Annotated in this window: 20 protein-coding genes and 4 pseudogenes; 18 read left to right on the forward strand and 6 right to left on the reverse strand. The window is 59.8% G+C overall.

Features of this window, described 5'->3' with window-relative positions:
- Nucleotides 1–35: 35 nt before the first annotated feature.
- Nucleotides 36–1,061, reverse strand: coding sequence for a DMT family transporter (locus tag ACYZT3_RS12295; protein ID WP_282377849.1), 1,026 nt, complete (start codon nucleotides 1,059–1,061; stop codon nucleotides 36–38).
- Between ACYZT3_RS12295 and ACYZT3_RS12300 the strand changes: the two genes are divergently transcribed.
- Nucleotides 1,056–1,619, forward strand: a complete 564-nt coding sequence (locus ACYZT3_RS12300) for a helix-turn-helix domain-containing protein (RefSeq protein ID WP_282377850.1) — start codon at nucleotides 1,056–1,058, stop codon at nucleotides 1,617–1,619. The genes ACYZT3_RS12295 and ACYZT3_RS12300 overlap by 6 nt on opposite strands.
- Nucleotides 1,620–1,813: 194 nt before the next feature.
- Entirely contained in the window at nucleotides 1,814–3,253 is a 1,440-nt protein-coding gene (locus ACYZT3_RS12305; RefSeq protein ID WP_462032184.1) for an FAD/NAD(P)-binding protein, read from the forward strand.
- Nucleotides 3,254–3,437: 184 nt separating this feature from the next.
- On the opposite strand, the pseudogene ACYZT3_RS12310 reads toward ACYZT3_RS12305, so the two are convergent.
- Nucleotides 3,438–4,170: pseudogene (locus tag ACYZT3_RS12310) on the reverse strand (response regulator).
- 9 nt (nucleotides 4,171–4,179) lie between these two features.
- Here ACYZT3_RS12310 and ACYZT3_RS12315 point away from each other — a divergent pair.
- Nucleotides 4,180–4,386: pseudogene (locus ACYZT3_RS12315) on the forward strand (alpha/beta hydrolase); the annotation flags it as partial.
- A gap of 77 nt (nucleotides 4,387–4,463) precedes the next feature.
- Here ACYZT3_RS12315 and ppnN read toward each other — a convergent pair.
- Nucleotides 4,464–5,837, reverse strand: a complete 1,374-nt coding sequence (gene ppnN, locus ACYZT3_RS12320; protein ID WP_282377853.1) for a nucleotide 5'-monophosphate nucleosidase PpnN — start codon at nucleotides 5,835–5,837, stop codon at nucleotides 4,464–4,466.
- Between the two features lie 211 nt (nucleotides 5,838–6,048).
- Between ppnN and ACYZT3_RS12325 the strand changes: the two genes are divergently transcribed.
- Both ACYZT3_RS12325 and ACYZT3_RS12330 read left to right on the forward strand, forming a co-directional pair.
- Nucleotides 6,049–6,576 carry a DUF3087 domain-containing protein gene (locus ACYZT3_RS12325; RefSeq protein ID WP_282377854.1) on the forward strand — a complete coding sequence of 176 codons (528 nt, stop codon included), beginning with the start codon at nucleotides 6,049–6,051 and terminating at the stop codon, nucleotides 6,574–6,576.
- 218 nt (nucleotides 6,577–6,794) lie between these two features.
- Nucleotides 6,795–8,372 carry a sensor domain-containing diguanylate cyclase gene (locus tag ACYZT3_RS12330; RefSeq protein ID WP_282377855.1) on the forward strand — a complete coding sequence of 526 codons (1,578 nt, stop codon included), beginning with the start codon at nucleotides 6,795–6,797 and terminating at the stop codon, nucleotides 8,370–8,372.
- Between the two features lie 71 nt (nucleotides 8,373–8,443).
- Here the strand turns inward: ACYZT3_RS12330 and ACYZT3_RS12335 are convergent, their stop codons facing one another.
- Nucleotides 8,444–8,818 (reverse strand): DUF2784 domain-containing protein, encoded by a 375-nt coding sequence (locus ACYZT3_RS12335; RefSeq protein WP_282377856.1) that lies wholly within the window; start codon nucleotides 8,816–8,818, stop codon nucleotides 8,444–8,446.
- A gap of 225 nt (nucleotides 8,819–9,043) precedes the next feature.
- Between ACYZT3_RS12335 and ACYZT3_RS12340 the strand changes: the two genes are divergently transcribed.
- From ACYZT3_RS12340 to ACYZT3_RS12350, 3 genes are read left to right on the forward strand one after another with little or no spacing between them, the layout of a single operon-like run.
- On the forward strand, nucleotides 9,044–9,742 hold the full coding sequence (locus ACYZT3_RS12340) for an AzlC family ABC transporter permease (protein ID WP_282377857.1): 699 nt from the start codon (nucleotides 9,044–9,046) through the stop codon (nucleotides 9,740–9,742).
- Nucleotides 9,742–10,053: an AzlD domain-containing protein gene (locus ACYZT3_RS12345; protein ID WP_282377912.1), complete on the forward strand. Its 312-nt coding sequence runs from the start codon at nucleotides 9,742–9,744 to the stop codon at nucleotides 10,051–10,053. The genes ACYZT3_RS12340 and ACYZT3_RS12345 overlap by 1 nt, the downstream gene beginning before the upstream one ends.
- Nucleotides 10,054–10,113: 60 nt before the next feature.
- Complete coding sequence (locus ACYZT3_RS12350) at nucleotides 10,114–10,272, forward strand: hypothetical protein (RefSeq protein WP_282377858.1); 159 nt, start codon at nucleotides 10,114–10,116, stop codon at nucleotides 10,270–10,272.
- Between the two features lie 121 nt (nucleotides 10,273–10,393).
- Here the strand turns inward: ACYZT3_RS12350 and ACYZT3_RS12355 are convergent.
- A pseudogene (locus ACYZT3_RS12355) lies at nucleotides 10,394–10,558 on the reverse strand (ABC transporter ATP-binding protein); the annotation flags it as partial.
- Here ACYZT3_RS12355 and ACYZT3_RS12360 point away from each other — a divergent pair.
- From ACYZT3_RS12360 to ACYZT3_RS12370, 3 genes and pseudogenes are all read left to right on the forward strand, one after another.
- Nucleotides 10,551–10,967 (forward strand): annotated as a pseudogene (locus ACYZT3_RS12360) (hypothetical protein); the annotation flags it as partial. The pseudogenes ACYZT3_RS12355 and ACYZT3_RS12360 overlap by 8 nt on opposite strands.
- Nucleotides 10,968–11,021: 54 nt before the next feature.
- On the forward strand, nucleotides 11,022–11,921 hold the full coding sequence (locus ACYZT3_RS12365) for a polysaccharide deacetylase family protein (RefSeq protein ID WP_282377859.1): 900 nt from the start codon (nucleotides 11,022–11,024) through the stop codon (nucleotides 11,919–11,921).
- Nucleotides 11,922–12,040: 119 nt separating this feature from the next.
- Nucleotides 12,041–12,283 carry a DUF1652 domain-containing protein gene (locus ACYZT3_RS12370; protein ID WP_282377860.1) on the forward strand — a complete coding sequence of 81 codons (243 nt, stop codon included), beginning with the start codon at nucleotides 12,041–12,043 and terminating at the stop codon, nucleotides 12,281–12,283.
- Here ACYZT3_RS12370 and ACYZT3_RS12375 read toward each other — a convergent pair.
- Nucleotides 12,280–13,164, reverse strand: coding sequence for a LysR family transcriptional regulator (locus ACYZT3_RS12375; protein ID WP_282377862.1), 885 nt, complete (start codon nucleotides 13,162–13,164; stop codon nucleotides 12,280–12,282). The genes ACYZT3_RS12370 and ACYZT3_RS12375 overlap by 4 nt on opposite strands.
- Nucleotides 13,165–13,291: 127 nt before the next feature.
- Between ACYZT3_RS12375 and ACYZT3_RS12380 the strand changes: the two genes are divergently transcribed.
- The 7 genes from ACYZT3_RS12380 to benC all read left to right on the forward strand — a co-directional run bounded on the left by ACYZT3_RS12380 (nucleotide 13,292) and on the right by benC (nucleotide 19,953).
- Nucleotides 13,292–14,440 carry a muconate cycloisomerase family protein gene (locus ACYZT3_RS12380; RefSeq protein ID WP_282377863.1) on the forward strand — a complete coding sequence of 383 codons (1,149 nt, stop codon included), beginning with the start codon at nucleotides 13,292–13,294 and terminating at the stop codon, nucleotides 14,438–14,440.
- A gap of 10 nt (nucleotides 14,441–14,450) precedes the next feature.
- Nucleotides 14,451–14,741 (forward strand): muconolactone Delta-isomerase, encoded by a 291-nt coding sequence (gene catC, locus ACYZT3_RS12385; RefSeq protein WP_282377864.1) that lies wholly within the window; start codon nucleotides 14,451–14,453, stop codon nucleotides 14,739–14,741.
- A gap of 55 nt (nucleotides 14,742–14,796) precedes the next feature.
- Entirely contained in the window at nucleotides 14,797–15,726 is a 930-nt protein-coding gene (gene catA / locus ACYZT3_RS12390) for a catechol 1,2-dioxygenase (RefSeq protein ID WP_462032185.1), read from the forward strand.
- Nucleotides 15,727–15,846: 120 nt separating this feature from the next.
- Nucleotides 15,847–16,806, forward strand: a complete 960-nt coding sequence (locus tag ACYZT3_RS12395; protein ID WP_462032186.1) for an AraC family transcriptional regulator — start codon at nucleotides 15,847–15,849, stop codon at nucleotides 16,804–16,806.
- 273 nt (nucleotides 16,807–17,079) lie between these two features.
- Complete coding sequence (gene benA / locus ACYZT3_RS12400) at nucleotides 17,080–18,444, forward strand: benzoate 1,2-dioxygenase large subunit (protein WP_462032187.1); 1,365 nt, start codon at nucleotides 17,080–17,082, stop codon at nucleotides 18,442–18,444.
- On the forward strand, nucleotides 18,441–18,929 hold the full coding sequence (gene benB, locus ACYZT3_RS12405) for a benzoate 1,2-dioxygenase small subunit (protein WP_282377867.1): 489 nt from the start codon (nucleotides 18,441–18,443) through the stop codon (nucleotides 18,927–18,929). The genes benA and benB overlap by 4 nt, the downstream gene beginning before the upstream one ends.
- Nucleotides 18,930–18,939: 10 nt before the next feature.
- Nucleotides 18,940–19,953 carry a benzoate 1,2-dioxygenase electron transfer component BenC gene (gene benC, locus ACYZT3_RS12410; RefSeq protein ID WP_462032188.1) on the forward strand — a complete coding sequence of 338 codons (1,014 nt, stop codon included), beginning with the start codon at nucleotides 18,940–18,942 and terminating at the stop codon, nucleotides 19,951–19,953.
- Nucleotides 19,954–19,967: the final 14 nt, after the last annotated feature.

The following is a 19,967-nucleotide window of genomic DNA, read 5'->3' on the forward strand; positions in this document are numbered from 1 at the left end:
GAGCGCTATCTATCAAGCGCCGCAATCACTGCGGCTTAACCTTGTGTCTCCCGTTCCAACTCATCTGCAGGCGCAACAGCCTTACCCTTGGTCTTCAACTCACTGACGATCACCGCCGCCACAATCAACCCCGCGCCGACCAGCGCAATGGCCGGCAACCGCTCCCCGGCGATCCGCCCGACAATCCCGGCCCACACTGGCTCACCGGCATAGATCAACGTCGCCCGGGTCGGCGAAACGCTCTTTTGCGCCCAGTTCATCGCCACTTGAATCGCGGCACTGGCCGCGCCCAGGCCCAGGGCGCTGCACAACAACAGCCACGAGAAGTCGGGAATCACTTCCTGAGTCGGCACCACCATCAAAAATGCCAGCGCCGAAGTGACCGCCAATTGCACCACCGTCACCCGTCGCACATCGACCTGGCCGGCATAGGTGCTGATCAGAATGATCTCCGCCGCAATCGCCACCGCGCTGATCAGCGTGGCGATTTCACCGGGGCTGAAATTGAACGAAGCGCCGGCCGGTCCCGACAGCAACATCAACCCGGTAAACGCCAGCATGATCCCGATGCTCGGCATCAGCCCCGGACGCCGACCCAGCACCAGCCATTGCAGCAACGGCACGAAGGGTACGTACAACGCGGTAATAAACGCCGACTGACTGCTGGGAATGCTCTGTAACCCGACGGTCTGCAAACCATAACCGAGCATGATCGCCACACCGATAAAGGCCCCGGCCTTCAATTCGAACAACGTCAGTTCACGCAGGTGACGCCAGGAGAACAGCGCAACAATGAGCGCCGCCGCGGCAAAACGCAGGCCGACGAAAAACATCGGCCCGCTGACGGTCATCGCGTGCTGCACTAGCAAGAAGGTGCCGCCCCAGACCATGGTGATCAGCACCAGCACGCACTCGGCCTTGCTGAATCGCGAGAAGCGGGGGGAAGTGTGAGAGGAATTCACCGACGTCATGACCTTGCGCGCTACCTGAGGGGGACGCACAATGCGCCGAATGTTGCGCAGTATACTGCCCAATCCCACCCAGTGAGCAATATAGTGCACAAAGATTCCACGCAGCGGGCTTCGGTCCTCCAGCACGTCAGTCAGAACGTTCGACGCTTGCGCCACGCCGCCGACATGAGCCAAACCGCGCTGGCCGAAAAGTCCGGGGTCAGCCGTCGGATGCTGGTGGCCATCGAGGCCGGCGAGAAGAACGTCAGCCTCACCACCCTCGACCGTGTGGCCGAAGCGCTGGACGTGGCGTTCAGCGACCTGATCCAGGCGCCGGATGCCCGCGATCCAAGCCGTATCAACGAACTGGCGTGGGCCGGGACGATTCCTGGCAGCAAAGCCGTTTTATTGTCCAAAGCCACCGCCACCCGTGAGGTTGAACAATGGGAGTGGTGCCTGCAGCCGGGGGAAATTTACCCGTCGCAACCGGACGCCGAGGGCTGGAGTGAACAAATCTACGTCTTTGAAGGCTGCCTGACGTTGATGCTGGGCGACACGCCGCAGGACATTGGCGCCGGCGAGTTCTACATGTTTGCGAGCAGTCAGCCGCATTGCTATCGCAACGATGGGCCGGTGGCGGCGCGGTTTGTGCGAAATGTGGTGATCTAAGTGTTGGCCGATCAACACTGGATAGACACTTTGCTGTTTTGAAGCTGCGAGTCTTTCTCGGATATTTCTTTAACCCATTGAAAATAAAGTTATTTCATCAGGTTTATCTGAAACTTCCTGATAGCCTTGCAAAACATTAATGTGGACGATCTGCACGCCTTCTATTTAGGTAAACACTGATCAGTGAGAACGGCATGAGTGAAATCCAAAGCGGCCAGGCGACCGACGGCCTCCGCCACGCAGACATCCTGATCGTCGGCGGTGGCCTCAGCGGCGCAATGCTGGCGGCGCAGTTGCTACGCCTGCCGGGCAAACGCCAGGTGCTGGTGATCGAACCCCGCGCCGAACTGGGACGGGGCGAGGCGTACAGCGCGGTCGAGTTGGGTCACACGCTCAACGGCAATGCGGCGCGGATGAGCGTCGACCCGGACAACGCCGACGACCTGACCCAATGGCTGACCGAGTACATCGCGGCCGGCGGCTGGCCGGAGTCTGACGAGCAACAGGTGCCGGTCAGCGAATTGTTCCCGCCCCGGGGGATGTTCGGTCTGTACGTGCAGCAGCGCCTGTCTGAAGCGCAAGCGGTGGGCGCCGTGAACAAGTCAACCGTCGAGCATGTCCGGGCCGAGGTGGTTGACCTGCAAACCCGGGACGATTCGGTGCTGCTGACGTTGAGTGACGGGCAACGCTTGCAGGGCGTTTATGCGGTGTTGGCGACCGGGATGTTCCCCGCTGCGCGCACGCCACAGACCGAGTCCAGCGGCTTGAACGGCGCTGCGCTTGATCCGTGGGATGTCGCCGCCATGCAACAACTCGATCCGCAGTCGACCGTGCTGATCATCGGATCGGGCCTGACCATGGTCGATGCCGTGGTGTCGCTGGAACAGGCCGGGCATTGCGGGCCAATCGACGTGTTTTCCCGTCATGGCTTGCTGCCCCACGTGCGTCGACAGCCACCGGCCTGGGCAGATTTTCTCGCCGAGGATCAGAGCATTCGTACGCCGCGTCAACTGATGCGCGAACTGCGTCGGCATTGCCGGGACGCCATCGCTCAAGGCATCGACTGGCAGGCGCCGCTCGACACCGTGCGGGCGCACATCGGCCGCTTGTGGAATCAGGCGACGGACGTGCAGCGTCGGCAGTTTGTGCGGCATGTGCGGCCCTGGTGGGAAAGTCACCACCACCGTTCGCCGCCATTGAGTGCAGAGTTGGTGGAACGCTTGCGCAAGGAAGGGCGGTTGCGGATTCAAGCGGCGTCGTTCAAAGGGCTGGCGCCTTCAGTGGACGGAGCAGTGAGCCTGCGCATTCGGCGTCGTGGTGAATCAGAAACCACCGTTGTCAGCGGCGCGGCGTTGATCAATTCCAGCGGCATCGAATATGACTGGCGGCGAGTGGCTCGACCGCTGCCACAACAACTGCTGGCGCGCGGACTTGTACGGCCGGGGCCGTTAGCGCTGGGGATTGCAGCGGCGTTGGATGGCGCGGTGTTGGGCGCCGATGAACACGTCGCTAGCCGTCTGTTTGCCATGGGTCCACCGCTACGCGGCATGTGGTGGGAAAGCACCGCAGTGACCGACGTGGCGAGCCAGGCAAAAGCCCTCGCAGCACGACTGGCAACAACGCCGCCCCTGTAGATACCGTCTTGAACCTCACCGGGCAAGCGCAAGTTTCGGGTCATAGGGTTGACCCGACTTGAGCACGCCGTAAACAAAGTGCAGCAGCTTGCGCATCGCTGCGCAGTTGTACTGTCGCGGGTGCTTATACAGAGGGACACAAAACCCTATGAAAAACGCTCCTCAGGTACTGCTGGGGAAAGCTTCATGATTCTGCGCCGAGCAATTCCACTGGGTAGGAGAACACGTAGCCTTCGTTGCGCACGGTTTTGATGTAAGTGGATTCCCGCGAGTCATCCATCAATCGTTGGCGCAGACGACTGACCAGCAAGTCGATGGAGCGGTCGAACAGGTCGGCGTCGCGGCCTTGGGTCAGATTGAGCAACTGGTCACGGCTGAGCACCCGTCGCGGGTGATCAAGGAACACGCGCAGTAAACGGTACTCGGCACCACTGAGGGCAACCATCGTACCGTCTTCGTCGAGTAAATGGCGGGCGGTGGTGTCCAGGGCGCCAGCGACCGAAACCCAGCAATCGGCAGCTTTCGGTGATCAGCAGGTTGGGTGGCAGCATCCGCGTACGGCGCAATACGGCGTTGATCCGCGCCAGCAACTCGCGGGCGGCGAAGGGTTTGGTCAGGTAGTCGTCGGCGCCCATTTCCAGGCCGAGGATGCGATCGGTTTCGTCATTGCGTGCGGTGAGCATCAGGATCGGCGTGGCTTTGTGCTTGCCCGAACGCAGTTCGCGGCACAGCAGCAGGCCGTCATCGCCGGGCATCATGATGTCCAGCACGATCAGGTCCACCTGATTGGTTTCCAGAGAACTGCGCATCTGCCGGCCATCGGCGACCACAGTGGTGCGCAGCCCGTTCTTTTTCAGGTAATTGCCGACCAGCTCGCGAATCTCCCGGTCGTCGTCGACGATGAGGATGTGGTTCACATGTTTACGCTGAAGTCGGCCCCGGTCATTACGGTGCCGACCATCAGGATGGAAGGAGACGCCAACGGGGCGCCGCATCCGGCTGCCGAGGATTATGCCAAGCGCTTCACCGGCAAATATGAGTACCGACTCATCAATGGCGGCATCGGCCACAACTTGCCGCAGGAAGATACGCAGGCCTTTGCCAGGGCAGTGATCGATGCGGATCACCTCTAAGCATTAGTGCCGCGAGCTTGAGGCATTAATTTGCTGATCGTTCCCACGCGGGAGCGTGGGAATGATCTTTCGCCGAGCTACGCAACCACCTGATAACACGGCACATACGCCGCGCCACCGGGCAGTTTCATTCGGTGCTGGGCGACGAAGGCTTTGAGCAGTTGATCCAGCGGTTGCATGACCGCCGCATCGCCACGGATCTGGTACGGCCCATGCTCTTCGATCAGGCGGATGCCCTTGTCCTTGACGTTGCCGGCGACGATGCCGGAGAACGCACGGCGCAGGTTGGCGGCCAGTTCGTGGGCCGGCAGGTTGCGGCTCAGTTTCAGGTTGGCCATGTTTTCGTGGGTCGGATCGAACGGGCGCTGGAAGCCTTCGTCGATCTTCAGCAGCCAGTTGAAATGGAATGCGTCGTTGCGCTCGCGGCGGAACTGTTTGACCGCTTTGAGGCCTTGAGTCATTTGACGCGCGACTTCAACCGGGTCGTCGATGATGATCTCGTAATGTTGTTTTGCCGCTTCACCCAACGTGGCGCCGACAAACGCGTCCAGTTGCTCCAGATACGGCGCGGCATGTTTCGGTCCGGTGAGGACCACGGGGAAGGGCACGCCTGCATTGTCCGGGTGCATCAGGATGCCGAGCAGGTACAGGAACTCTTCGGCCGTGCCGGCGCCGCCCGGGAAAATGATGATGCCATGGCCGACGCGGACGAAGGCTTCCAGACGTTTTTCGATGTCCGGCAGGATCACCAGTTCGTTGACGATCGGGTTTGGCGCTTCGGCGGCGATGATGCCTGGCTCGGTCAAGCCGAGGTAGCGGCCGCCGTGGATACGCTGCTTGGCGTGGGCGATGGTCGCGCCTTTCATCGGGCCTTTCATCACGCCAGGACCGCAACCGGTGCAGATGTCGAGGCTGCGCAGGCCCAGTTCGTGGCCGACTTTCTTGGTGTATTTGTATTCTTCGGTGTTGATCGAGTGGCCGCCCCAGCACACCACGATCTTCGGCTCGACGCCGGGGCGCAGGGTGCGGGCATTGCGCAGCAGGTGAAACACGTAGTCGCTGATGCCCTGGGAGGTGCTCAGGTCGATGCGTTGGGCGTCGAGTTCGTTTTCGGTGTAGACGATGTCGCGCAGGGCGCTGAAGAGCATTTCGCGGGTGCTGGCGATCATTTCGCCATCGACGAAGGCGTCGGCCGGGGCGTTCAGCAGTTCGAGACGTACGCCGCGGTCCTGCTGGTGAATGCGGATTTCGAAATCTTTGTAGGCTTCGAGGATGGTTTTGGCGTTATCAACATGGGCGCCGGTATTGAGGATGGCCAGGGCGCACTGGCGAAATAAGGTGTAAGTGCTGCCGGATCCGGCTTCGCTCAGTTGCTGTACTTCACGTTGAGAGAGGGTTTCCAGGCTGCCTTTAGGGCTGACCGAGGCGTTGATTACTTGTCGTTGGGTCATTCAATGATCCTTAAAACGATGCCATTCATACAGGCAACTGGCATCCGAATGGTATGTATCCATGAAAGAAGATGGCACGAACTGCGCTGTATCGCCATTTCCCCGTTTGACGATGAAAAGTTGAAAAGGAGCCTCAGCATAGCTAAATCCCCTGCAGAGGCGATAATGCCCCGCAGTCTTTTTACCCATGCCCTCAAGGAAACCCGTCGCGATGTTCGAAATACAGCCGCAGAACCCCGAACACTATCGAAGCCAGACGCGACGCAGCACAGTGATCATAGCCCTGATTTTCCTGGCCCTGGCGATGGTGCTCTCCACCGTGGCGGTGGCGCTGTTCGGTGAGCCCGACGGCGACAATCTGCGATTTAACGTCGGTGGCGTGTTTGTGGCGGTACTGCTGATGGCAGCGCTGATGCGTGGCACGTTCTGGACCCGGCAATGGATGGCCCCGGCAGTTTACGGCTGGCAGCTCAAGCGCAGTTTGATGAGCATCACCAACGTCATGCATCAGGTGACGGCGGCGGTGGAGAAGGAGGATCCGAGCGCCATGAAGCTGCTGCGTTTCTATCATCTGGGGTTGAGCCAGATGCACGAGTTGGACGGCAACTCCAGTGATCACAGCCAATTGACCCGAGAGATGGATCAGCACAAGGCACGGATGGAAGCGCTGGGCATCGAGACGGATCAAACGCAATTGAATCCGGCCTGGATCGAGGCCGTCAAGCAGGTGCCTCGGTAGGACCTCTGGTGTGGGCAGAAACCGCTCAGTTAGGTCTAATGCCAATCAGCTAAGTCATTTCAGCTGCTACGGATCGCGGTTAAACTGACTGGCATTACGCACCCTATCGGGTGTTTGATGATGCATAGTCGCCTTGCACCAGGCGGCTCATACCCGCCAGGGGTCATAAAAAGGCCGAACGGGAAGTTTCGCCATGGGGTCAGAATTCAAGGAGCGTCATGGGTCATCCGTCCGTTAAAGATCGAATTGAACAAGCCCGTCACGGCATTCCCTTGATAGCCGAGCAGGTCGGGGTAACGCTCAAGGTTCGCTCTGCAGTGTTTCTGCTGGTCGCGGTGTGCCTGTCCATGACGGCTATCGTGATGTGGGAAGCCTGGAACTCGCGCCAGTACCATCTGCATGACAAGGCAGTGGCGATGTCCAACCTTGCGCAGACCCTGGCCTCGCAGGCGCAGGCGTCGATCAAGCAAGCCGATACGCTGCTGTTTACCCTGGTGGATCGCCTCGAAAACGACGGTTTCGACCAGGCCAGGATGCCCGGGCTGGAGCGATTGCTCAGGGCCCAGCGCAGCGAGTTGGGCCAGCTCCATGGCTTGTTCGTGTATGACGAAAAAGGTCGCTGGGTTGTCAATTCCAATGGTGCCGTCGTGCCCGATGCGAACAATGCCGACCGTGAATACTTCATCTTCCATCGTGATCATCCTGATCGAGGGCCCCACATTGGCCCGTCGATCAAGAGCCGTTCGAGCGGTGAATGGATCATGACGGTTTCCCGCCGGATCAATCATCCGGATGGCAGCTTTGCCGGCGTGGCGCTGGCAAGCCTCTATCTCAGCCACTTCCTTGCGCTCTACAACAGCATCGACATGGGCGGTAACGGCGTGATCAACCTGATCGCCGATGACGCCACCATCGTTGTTCGCCGGCCGTTCAAAGAAGCTGAAATCGGCACCAGCGTCGCCAAGGGGCTGCTGTTTACGCAACTGTTGCCCAAGGGCGATTCGGGCACGGCAACGGTTCCGTCCTATGTGGATGGGGTCGAGCGTGTGGTCGGGTTTCGCAGGGTCGCCGGTTATCCGCTGATCATCTTTGCAGCGTTGAATAAAGAAGAAGTCCTGGCAGCCTGGCGTAAGGAGGTACTGCTGAGTGCCGGGATCGTCTCGTTGTTCCTGGGATTTCTGGGTGTACTCGGTTATCGCCTCATACGCCTCATGACGCAGCAGAATCACGTGCAGAGCGTATTGCTGGATGCGCAGGAAAAGCTGATCGAGGTCAACCGCAGTCTTGAGTTGCTAGCCCTGGAGGATGCACTGACCGGGCTTTCCAACCGGCGTCAGTTCGATCATTTCATCCTTGCTGAAATGGGCCGCGCCAGGCGCAACCAGACCCATCTTGCGCTGCTGATGATCGATGTCGATCACTTCAAGAGCTTTAATGATCTTTACGGCCATGTGGCCGGCGATGAGTGTTTGCGCAACATCAGCACGATCATCAGGGACAACATGAAGCGCCCCGGCGACCTGGCTGCGCGCTATGGCGGCGAAGAGTTTGCGGTAGTTCTGCCCGGGACCGATTACGTGGGGGCGTTTATGATGGCGGAAAAAATCCGGCGCGCGGTTCAGCAGGCAGGCATCGAGCACAGTGCAGGTGCTGAAGGCACGGTGACGGTCAGCCTCGGCGTCGCCGCTTACGATCCGACGTCCCAGGCCCAGCCAGATGACTTGGTGGGTGCCGCCGACAAGGCGCTTTACGTGGCCAAGGCCAGCGGCCGGAACATGAGCGTTATTGCCAACTGAATTCAAACAAACCGGTCACAGGGGAATCCTTGAGCGGAAAAGATCAAAAGATTGTCCGACCGCGGCGGCAGCTACGCGCCCGTTGGGCGCTGCCACAGCCTGATCACCCGAAGATAGACCAGCACGTTGATCGCCAGCACCACGCTGCCCAGTCCCAGCTGAATCGCTGGCGTCAGGCCCGCCGGGTAAATGACCGGCCACACGTAATGTTCGATGAAACCGCCGCCATAGCCGGTTTGCCCGGCCGCGTGACGCATGAGATTTTCCCACTCGGTCAGCGGGCAGGCCAGGTGGAAGACTTCCACCGATACGCCCCACGCAGCCACGGGCAGGTGCCACCAGATCAGGGGGCGCCATTTGAGCACCAGCAGCCCGCCGAACAGCACGAACAGAATGAACAACAGATGAAACAGCACCAGCCCGTCGGCCGCGATTCGGTACAGCATGTCGACTCCCTGACGCGTTATGGGAATCGCTCCATGGTACTCGGGCGGGTTGCTCGTGCTCTATCGATTGTTTGCGGCTGCGCAGCACGCATCCTTGCGGTGAGCTTGGCGAATCAAGCGTGCAGTCGATGAATGGCACAAGTTCGCAGCAGTGCGCAAGATTGTTCAAGCCATCGGCCGCAACTGCTGGCACAGTCTGAGGTCTTTCCCTGGTTGAAGAGCGTTATGTCCAATTCACTCATGCCGCGCAGTGCCTTTCTTCGCGGCGCTGCGGCGATCATGCCGTTGTCCCTGGCGACCGCGCCCTGGGGACTGCTGGCCGGCTCCATGGCCATCGAGGCCAATCTCACGCCCCTGCAAGGCCAGGGTTTATCGAGCATCGTGTTTGCCGGGGCTGCGCAACTTGTGGCTATTGGCATGCTCAAGGGCGGTGCCGGGATCTTTTCGATTCTGTTGACCACGTTGTTGCTGACCTCCCAGCATTTGCTGTACGGCATGAGTATGCGTCCGGTGATTTCGCCGTTGCCGGGTCGCTGGCGTGTGGGGTTGGGCTTTTTGCTCACCGACGAGCTGTTCGCCCTGACCAGTCAGCATGACAAACAGCAGTTCAACCGTTGGTACGCCCTTGGCGTGGGCCTGACGTTTTACATCGCCTGGAACCTCTTTACCCTGGCCGGCATCGTGCTGGGCAGTAGCATTCCGGGGCTGGAACATCTGGGGCTGGACTTCTCCATCGCGGCGACTTTTATCGCCTTGATCACCCCGGTGGTGCGAAGCGTGCCGACCGTGGTGTGCGTGGCGGTGTCGCTGTTGTGTTCGGTGCTGTTCAGCTACTGGCAGTGGGGTTCGGCGCTGGTGGTGTCGGGGTTGGCGGGCATGACCGCCGGCTTTATCTGCAACAAATTCTACGGTGGACGCACATGATGGTCTGGGCGGTTATTGTCGGTATGGGGATACTGGTTTTCCTGAACCGCTATGTGTTTCTGGAGCCTCGGCTGCCCGTGCGCTTGAGCAGTAATGCGCGACAGTTCCTGGGTTTTGCGGTACCGGGCATGCTGACCGCGATCTGCGGGCCGATCGTGTTCATGCCGGACAAGCAGCTGAATTTACAGTGGGACAACCCGTATCTGATCAGTTCGCTGGTGGCAGTGGGGCTGGTGCTGTACACCCGCAATACCTTGCTCAGCATGGTGTTGAGCATGGGGTTTTTCTTTTTGCTGCGCTGGTGGCTCTAAATCGTTCCCGTCGAAACTGTTCTACGCTTAAAGGAGATCCCTTCAGGAAGAGAGGTGAGCATGGCAAATGATCCAAAGCGTCCGAACCCGGATGAAGAGCTGGATGAACCCACGGAAGAGGAGCTCAAGCGACAGCGGCGTTCGACGCCGGACTGGAAGCACCCCGACGACGGTAAAGAGCTGTCAGATCGCGACCAGGAGCGTCCGCTGAAGCCTTGACCGATTTGCACATACAACAAGCCCCGCTATCAAACGGGGCTTTTCTTTCGACGATTATTTAATTCAGATCGCTTCGTTCCAGCGAATGTGTGTAATGCCCAATTGCTGCGCTTCGATACGCGCGGTTACGGGGATGGACCAGTTGCGCCGCCAGCTCCTGACGAATGCTGCTGGGGCGATTGTCCATTACCAGCCCCGATCACTGAGGTACAGCGCTTCATCCACGTCGTGGGTCACCAACAGCCGCGCTGAAGGGTTCGTCGAGCAACAGCACTGGCGGTCGCGAGTCGATCCTCACCGCCAAGAACCTGATGCCCGGCGTGAGCGCCATCGCCGCGTCGACGCCTTCGATCGACAGCAAGCGCGAAGCCCTTGCCGACTTTCTGGTGCGCCTGAAAAAGGCCCGGGCCTGGGTCGACGACCACACCGACGAGTACGCCGATCTCTGGGCGAAGAAAGCCAACCTTGACCCGAACGTTTCGCGCCATTGGTTGCGCCAGGCCCACATGACTGTCGGTCCGGTGGATGCGTAGGCAGCAAAGGATCTGCAAAGCACCGCGGACTTCCTGTTCAAGGTAAAAGCGCTGCCGGCTGCGCCGACGACGGCGCCGATTATCGACAGCTCGTTTCAGCAGGCGTTTACCCAGTCACCCACGATGCCGGGCAGCACTGGAACCAAACACTGTGTACCCTGATCGAACCTACGCCCGCAGAGATGTGCGGGCTCAACGGTCCGGCCAAGGCAAAACATGAAACAGCTGTTCAAGGTTCTCTCTGCACTCATCATCGCCACAGGGTTGGTTGGGTGCATCGCTTCTCCCATCGAAATGACACCGCAGACCGAACAGCGTCTGAGTGGGCAACCACCGATCCGTTTTCTGCTGACCTTTGACGACGGTCCCAGCGCATCGAGTTTCTGGAATCCGACGATGACGGTGCTCGACAGTCTGGCCACTAACCCGGTGCAGCCGAACCTCAAAGCGGTGTTTTTCGTGCAGACCCGCGCCTCACGAGCCGGCGGCAGTGAAACAGGGCGCCAGGTCATGCACCGCGAACAGGCCGAAGGTCAGATCCTGGGCTTTCACACGGCCACGCCCGGGCACACCAACCATCGCTCGCTGGACCCGCAAGCACTGGAGCAGTCCCTCACCCACGGCAGCGCCGACATCGCCGCGATCACCGGCGCGCCGCCGACGCTGGTGCGTCCGCCATTCTGGAGCTACGACAAACGCACCTTCGCGGCCTATCAGCAACATGGGATGCATGTGCTGCTGACCGATTTAAGCGCCAATGACGGCAAGATCTGGGGTTTCAACGCCAGCCCCCGGCGGCGCGCCCACATGCTGCGCTCCATGTCCGAAGTGCGCGAGCGCATCGCCCTTGGAGAGTTACCGGTGGTGGATGGGGTGATTCCGGTAGTGGTGACCTTCCACGACCTCAATCGATACACCGCCCGGCACACGCGGGAGTACCTGCAAATCCTCCTCGACAGCGCACAGGCTACCGGTGTGAAAACCGCAGAAAAGCCGTTTTACGACGACACGGCAGCGCTGCAACGGGCCGCCATGGCGCGTACTGTTCGCGACAGTTCACAGCCGGTTAAATTGCCGGGGTTCTGGAGCTGGATCTGGGGTGGGGATTCTCACTGAAAAGGCTTCAAAGTGAGAAACAGCTAACACTTATTTTGATCAATGGCGGGCGCAGGATGGGAAATGTGCATCTATGCTGAGTAAGTTGGATCCGATTAACTGCCACGGAGGCGCCAGTCATGGTTACAGTTCCTGAACTTTGCCGCATTGTTGAGTCCGGTTTTCAACCGCTGTCCTGTGCTTGCACGGTGAATCCCGACGCAACGTTACGGATAAAGGTCTACGAACCCGCCACCGGGCGAACTGATCTGTTGATTACCGGTGTATCACCCGAACGGCTGACCAGCATTCGCGATATCTCCAATCTGATTGGCGAGTTGCGCATCGAGATGCGCGCCGGTCGTCGGGCGTTTGCCGGCTAGTCCCGCGGCAGCAGCTCATCAATCATCTGCAAGCAATGATTCAACCCCGGCGATACGTCGCCCACGCGCCGGCTGAGAATAATCGGCGAGGTCGCGTTGTCTTCCAGCAGCGGCGTGAAACCAATGTCGTCGCGGTGCAGCAATTGCACCGAGGCCGGCACCAGCGTGACGCCAATTCCCGCGCCTACCAGGCCGATGGCTGTTTGCAGCTCGTTGGTCCATTGCGCCACATGGATGCTCACGCCATAGGATTCGAACAACGCGATCACATGGTCGGCGTAGCTGGGGCGCGGGTTGCCGGGGTACAGCACAAAAGGTTCTTTCGCCAGGTCGCGAAGGCTGATCGGCCCGGCCAGTAATGGGTGACCAGCGGGCAGGGCGGCGACCAGCCGATCTTCGGTCAACACCGTCTGGATGATGGCCGGGTCGTCGATGCGGATCCGGCCGAAACCGATATCGATACGCCCGGCCTTGAGCGCCTGAACTTGCTGCAACGTGGTCATTTCCGAGAGCCCCAGTTCAAGTTCCAGGGGCTCGCCGCTGCGCAAACGGCGAATCAGTTCCGGTAGCACGCCGTAAAGCGTCGACGGTGCAAAGCCGATGCCCAGCCAGGTCTTTTCTCCCAGACCGATCCGTCGCGTGTTGTCGCACACCTTGCTCAGTTGCTCGAGCAGCGCGGTGGAGTGTTCATGAAAAAACCGACCGGCGTCAGTCAGCTTCAGCGGTCGCCCGCGTTCCAGCAACAACACCCCGAGTTCATCCTCCAGTTGCTGCATCTGCCGGCTCAGGGGTGGTTGAGCAATGTGCAGGAGCTCGGCGGCACGGGTGAAATTGAGGGTTTGAGCCAACACCTGAAAATAACGCAGGTGACGCAGTTCCATGGAACCTCCAGACACAAGTCGGTTGCATACCTTAAAGGTATCAAGTCAGACCAATTCTATATTGGCTTCACGAAAAAAGACGCACCAGAATCGGTTCCAGAACTTTAAGAACCTGACGGGTATCGACATGCTTGCAACAGCCATTGAATCGATCGAGACGATCATCGTCGATCTGCCGACCATCCGCCCGCACAAGCTGGCGATGCACACCATGCAGAACCAAACGCTGGTGATCATTCGTGTGCGCTGTGCCGATGGCATCGAGGGCATTGGTGAGTCCACTACTATCGGCGGACTGGCTTATGGCAACGAAAGCCCTGACAGCATCAAGACCAACATCGACAGACACTTTGCGCCGCTGCTGTTTGGCCAGGACAGCGCCAATGTGAATGCCGCGATGTTGCGCCTTGAGCGCAGCATCCGTGGCAACACCTTCGCTAAATCAGGTATCGAAACCGCCTTGCTCGACGCTCAGGGCAAACGCCTTGGGTTGCCGGTCAGCGAGCTGCTGGGCGGCCGCGTTCGCGATGCCTTGCCGGTGGCGTGGACCCTGGCCAGTGGCGACACCGACAAGGACATCGCCGAAGCGGAAAAAATGCTCGACCTGCGCCGCCATCGGATCTTCAAACTGAAAATTGGTGCGGGTGAGGTCAACCGCGACCTGGCCCATGTCATCGCGATCAAAAAAGCCCTGGGCGATCGCGCCAGCGTTCGGGTGGATGTCAATCAGGCCTGGGATGAAGCGGTCGCACTGCGCGCCTGCCGGATCCTGGGAACCAACGGCATCGACCTGATCGAACAGCCGATCTCGCGCAACAACCGCGCCGGCATGGCGCGCCTAAACGCGATGAGCCCGGCGCCGATCATGGCCGATGAATCCATCGAATGCGCGGAAGATGCCTTCAACCTGGCGCGGGAAGGCGCGGCCTCGGTGTTCGCCCTGAAAATCGCCAAGAACGGCGGCCCGCGCGCCGTGCTGCGAACCGCTGCCATCGCCGAAGCCGCCGGTATTGGCCTGTATGGCGGCACCATGCTTGAAGGTGGAATCGGAACACTGGCCTCGGCCCATGCCTTTATCACGCTGAATAAATTGGCGTGGGACACCGAGCTGTTCGGCCCATTGCTGCTGACTGAAGACATTCTCAGCGAGCCGCTGGTCTATCGCGATTTTGAGCTGCACGTTCCGAAAACACCGGGCCTGGGTTTGAGCCTGGATGAAGAGCGCCTGGCGTTTTTCCGTCGCGACAAGCCATCCACTTCCGTTCATCAAGCCTGAGGAGAGCATCATGCTATTCCACGTAAAAATGACCGTGGATCTGCCAGTCGACATGAATCCGGAAACGGCCACGCAGCTGAAGACCGACGAGAAAGCCCTGGCCCAGCGCCTGCAAGAGCAAGGCAAGTGGCGTCACCTGTGGCGCATCGCCGGGCACTATGCCAATTACAGCGTTTTCGACGTCGACAGCGTTCAGGAACTGCACGACCTGCTGATGCAATTGCCGCTGTTTCCGTACATGGCGATCAAGGTCGACGCGATGTGCCGGCATCCTTCTTCCATTCGCGAGGATGACCGCTGAATCCAGCCTGTTCAGTTCGCTACGCTAATAATTACAAGATGAGGAACCCACCAAAATGAACGTCAAGATTTCCCACACTGCCAGTGTCCAGAAGTTTCTCGAGGAGGCCAGCGGCCTGCACAACGAGGCTGGGGACCCGCGGGTCAAGGCCCTGGTTTACCGCATCCTGCGTGATTTGGTGAACATCATTGAAGACCTGGCCGTGACCCCGGAAGAGTTCTGGAAAGCCGTCAACTACCTCAACGTGCTGGGTGCGCGTCAAGAGGCCGGGTTGGTGGTGGCCGGGCTCGGCCTGGAACATTACCTCGACCTGCTGATGGACGCCGAGGACGAGCAAGCCGGCAAGGCTGGCGGCACGCCACGGACGATCGAGGGCCCGCTGTATGTGGCGGGTGCGCCGTTGTCGGAGGGTGAGGCGCGACTGGATGACGGTGTCGATCCAGGTGTGGTGCTGTTCATGCAGGGCCAGGTCAAGAACGCCGCCGGCGAACCGTTGGCCGGCGCGGTGGTGGATGTCTGGCACGCCAACACGGGCGGCACTTACTCCTACTTTGATACCACCCAGTCGGAATTCAACCTGCGTCGTCGTATCGTCACCGATGCCGAAGGCCGCTATCGCTTTCGCAGCATCGTCCCGTCGGGCTATGGCTGCCCGCCGGAGGGTCCGACCCAGCAACTGCTGGATCAACTGGGCCGTCATGGTCAACGGCCGGCGCACGTTCACTTCTTTATTTCCGCGCCAGATCATCGTCACCTGACCACCCAGATCAACCTCGACGGCGATCAATACCTGCACGACGATTTCGCTTATGCCACACGGGATGAGCTGATCGCGAAAATCACCTTCTGCGACGATCAAGCGCGTGCGGCGGCCCATGGTGTGAGCGGTCGCTTTGCCGAAATCGACTTCGATTTCACCTTGCAGGTCTCCGCGCAACCCGACGAGCAGCAACGTCACGAACGGGTCCGCGCACTCGAGGACTGATATCTTCGAACAGCGGAACCGGGCCACGAGAAACCGACCGTTTATCTCGTGGCCTTCTGCGTTTCGATCATTGCCCTGGTATGGCCCGACGCAACCGATAACAACAATGAGAGTGACCCGATGATGCAAGCGCAACTGTTGAGTCAGCGCAGCACCGTATTCGACCACGCCGATCCTTACGCGGTGTCGGGCTACGTCAATCAGCATGTCGGTAACCATTGCATTCTGATGCCCCGGGCCGGGCGACCGCTGGCCAGCCTCAATCACCGCAAGTTTGCCAGCCTCGACCTGTGCCGCATCAGCTATGGCGGCAGCGTACGGGTCACCTCCGGTGCCCTGGAAAGCATCTATCACCTGCAAGTATTGCTGCGCGGCCACTGCCTGTGGCGCGGCCACGGCCAGGAACACTACTTCGCGCCCGGCGAATTGCTGCTGATCAATCCCGACGATCCGGTGGACCTGACCTACTCCGACGATTGCGAAAAATTCATCCTCAAAATCCCCACCCCGTTGCTGGAGTCCGTGTGCGATGAGCAGCGCTGGCGGTATCCGGGGCAGGGCGTGCGGTTTCTGGAGAACCGCTATCAGCTCGATGACCTGGAAGGCTTTGTCGGTCTGTTGGCGATGATTTGCCAGGAGGCCGAGGCCACCGAGCAGATTCCCAAGGTCCAGGAGCATTACGCACAGATCATCGTCAGCAAGATGCTCAGCCTGATGAAGACCAATGTCAGCCGAATCAGTCTCGGCTCACAGACGGCTACGTTCGAGGTGATTGCCGACTACATCGCAGGCCACCTCAAACAGGACATCGACAGCGAAGAACTGGCACGCCAGGCGCGGATGAGCCTGCGCTCGTTGTATGGATTGTTCGAACGCAATGCCGGCACCACGCCGAAAAGCTACATCCGACAAAAACGCCTTGAGCGTATCAACGCCTGCCTGAGCGACCCGACCTGCAACGTGCGCAACGTCACGGAAGTGGCGATGGATTACGGCTTCCTGCACCTGGGCCGGTTCTCCGACAGCTACCGCAAACAGTTCGGCGAATTACCGTCCGACACCCTCAAACGCCGGCACTGAAACACCGCAAATCACCTGTAGCAGCTGCCGAGCCTGCGAGGCTGCGTTCGAGTGCGAAGCGCTCGCAAAATGGCTCGCACGGTATTTCTGGCAGACCGCATTGATCCTTGGCGAGCGCTACGCACTCGAACGCAGCCTCGCAGGCTCGGCAGCTGCTACAGGTAGTGGGCCGTTTGCAGTAAACGGATACAGGTCTGCACCCATCGGATAGTCCGCCACATCCCCCCGTCCTAGCATGGCCCTGCCTGAATAAAAACAATGGAGGCGGCGGCCATGACCCTGCGACCCGAATACCTTCACTCCCTGCTCGAAGATGACAAAGAACAGGGCATCTATCGCTGCAAGCGCGAGATGTTCACCGACCCGCGGCTGTTCGATCTCGAGATGCAGCACATCTTCGAAGGCAACTGGCTGTACCTGGCCCACGAAAGCCAGATCCCCAACAAAAACGACTTCTACACCACCACCATGGGGCGCCAGTCGATCTTCATTGCGCGCAACAAGGACGGTGAACTCAATGCGTTCCTCAACGCCTGCAGCCATCGTGGCGCGACGCTGTGCCGGCACAAGTCCGGCAACAAAAGCTCGTACACCTGCCCATTCCACGGCTGGACTTTCAACAACTCCGGCAAGCTGCTCAAGGTCAAGGATCCGGCCGAAGCGGGCTACCCGGCGAGCTTCAACTGCGAAGGCTCCCACGACCTGACCAAAGTTGCGCGTTTCGAATCCTATCGTGGCTTCCTGTTTGGCAGCCTGAAGGCTGATGTTGTGCCGCTGGTTGAACACCTGGGCGAGTCGGCAAAGATCATCGACATGATCGTCGACCAGTCCGCCGATGGCCTGGAAGTGCTGCGCGGTTCCTCCAGCTACATCTACGAAGGCAACTGGAAACTCACCGCCGAAAACGGCGCCGACGGCTATCACGTCAGCTCCGTGCACTGGAACTACGCGGCTACCCAGAACCAACGCAAGCAGCGCGAGGCCGGCGATTGCAATCCGACCATGAGCGCCGGGTCCTGGGCCAAGCAGGGCGGGGGCTTCTATTCGTTTGACAAGGGCCACATGCTGCTCTGGACCCGCTGGTCCAACCCCGAGGATCGTCCGCTGTACGAGCGTCGCGATGAATTGGCTCAGGATTTTGGCAAGGCTCGCGCCGACTGGATGATCGAGAACTCGCGCAACCTGTGCCTGTACCCGAACGTGTACCTCATGGACCAGTTCAGCTCGCAGATCCGTATCGCTCGGCCGATCTCGGTCGACCGCACGGAAATCACCATTTACTGCATCGCCCCCAAAGGCGAAAGCGACACCGCACGTTCGAGCCGGATTCGTCAGTACGAAGACTTCTTCAACGTCAGCGGCATGGCCACGCCGGACGATCTGGAAGAGTTTCGTTCCTGCCAGACCAGTTACCAGGGCAGCGTGACCGCCTGGAACGACATGTCCCGTGGCGCCGAACACTGGGTTGAGGGCGCCGATGAGGCGGCCAAAGAAATCGACCTGCATCCATTACTCAGCGGCGTGCGCACCGAAGACGAAGGCCTGTTCGTGCTGCAACACAAGTATTGGCAGCAGACCATGCTCAAGGCCTTGGCCGCCGAGCAGTCCGAACTGATTCCTGTGGAGGCCGTGCAATGACCATCACTTATGACGCCGTGCGCGATTTTCTCTACCGCGAAGCGCGCTACCTCGATGACCGGCAATGGGACGACTGGCTGGAGTTGTACGCCGCCGATGCGACGTTCTGGATGCCGTCCTGGGACGACAACGACGAGCTGACCGAAGACCCACAACGGGAAATCTCGCTGATCTGGTACGGCAACCGCACCGGTCTGGAAGACCGCGTCTTTCGCATCAAGACCGAACGCTCCAGTGCAAGCATTCCGGACACCCGCACCTCGCACAACATCAGCAACATCGAACTGCTCGAACAGGCCGACGGACTGTGCAAGGTGCGCTTCAACTGGCACACCCTGAGCTTTCGCTACAAGACCGTCGACAGCTATTTCGGCAGCAGTTTCTACACCCTCGATGTGCGCGGTGAGAACCCGCTGATCAAGGCCAAGAAAGTGATCCTGAAGAACGATTACGTTCGCCAGGTCATCGATGTCTACCACCTCTGAGGCAGCGGTCATGACGCATTCCATTGCATTCAATTTCGAAGACGGCGTCACCCGATTCATCGACGCCAACGCCGGCGAAACCGTGGCCGATGCCGCGTACCGCCAGGGCATTAATATTCCGCTGGATTGCCGCGATGGCGCCTGCGGTACCTGCAAATGCTTCGCCGAGGCCGGCCGATATGATTTGGGCGAGGAGTACATCGAAGACGCCCTCAGCCCGGAAGAAGCCGAGCAAGGTTTCGTCCTGACCTGCCAGATGCGCGCCCAGAGCGATTGCGTGATTCGCGTGCCGACCTCCTCGCAGGTTTGCCGTACCCGTCAAGCCAGCTATGACGCCACCATCAGCGCCGTGCGCCAGTTGTCCGACAGCACCATCGCGCTGTCGATCAAGGGCGAGGCGCTGAGCAAACTGGCGTTCCTGCCGGGGCAATACGTGAACCTCGGGATTCCCGGCAGCGAGCAGACCCGCGCTTATTCGTTCAGCTCGTTGCAGCGTGACGGCGAGGTCAGTTTCCTGATCCGCAACGTGCCGGGCGGCTTGATGAGCAGCTTCCTTACCCACATGGCCAAGGCGGGTGACAGCATGAGCCTGGCTGGGCCGTTGGGCAGTTTCTATCTGCGCGATATCCATCGTCCGTTGTTGCTGCTGGCCGGTGGTACGGGGCTGGCACCGTTCACGGCGATGCTGGAAAAAATCGCCGAGCAGGGCAGTGAACATCCGCTGCATTTGATCTACGGCGTGACCAACGATTTCGACCTGGTGGAACTCGATCGACTCGAAGCCTTTGCCGCACGAATCCCGAACTTCAGCTTCAGTGCGTGCGTGGCCAACCCAGACAGTCAGCACCCGCTCAAGGGCTACGTGACCCAACACATCGAGCCGCAGCATTTGAACGAAGGCGACGTCGATGTCTACCTGTGCGGCCCGCCGCCGATGGTCGAAGCGGTTAGCCAGTTCATCCGTGAGAAAGGCATCGCGCCGACAAACTTTTACTACGAGAAATTTGCCGCCAGCGCGGCCTGAGCCGCGCTGTTGTG

Source organism: Pseudomonas sp. MDT1-16 (genome assembly GCF_054898115.1).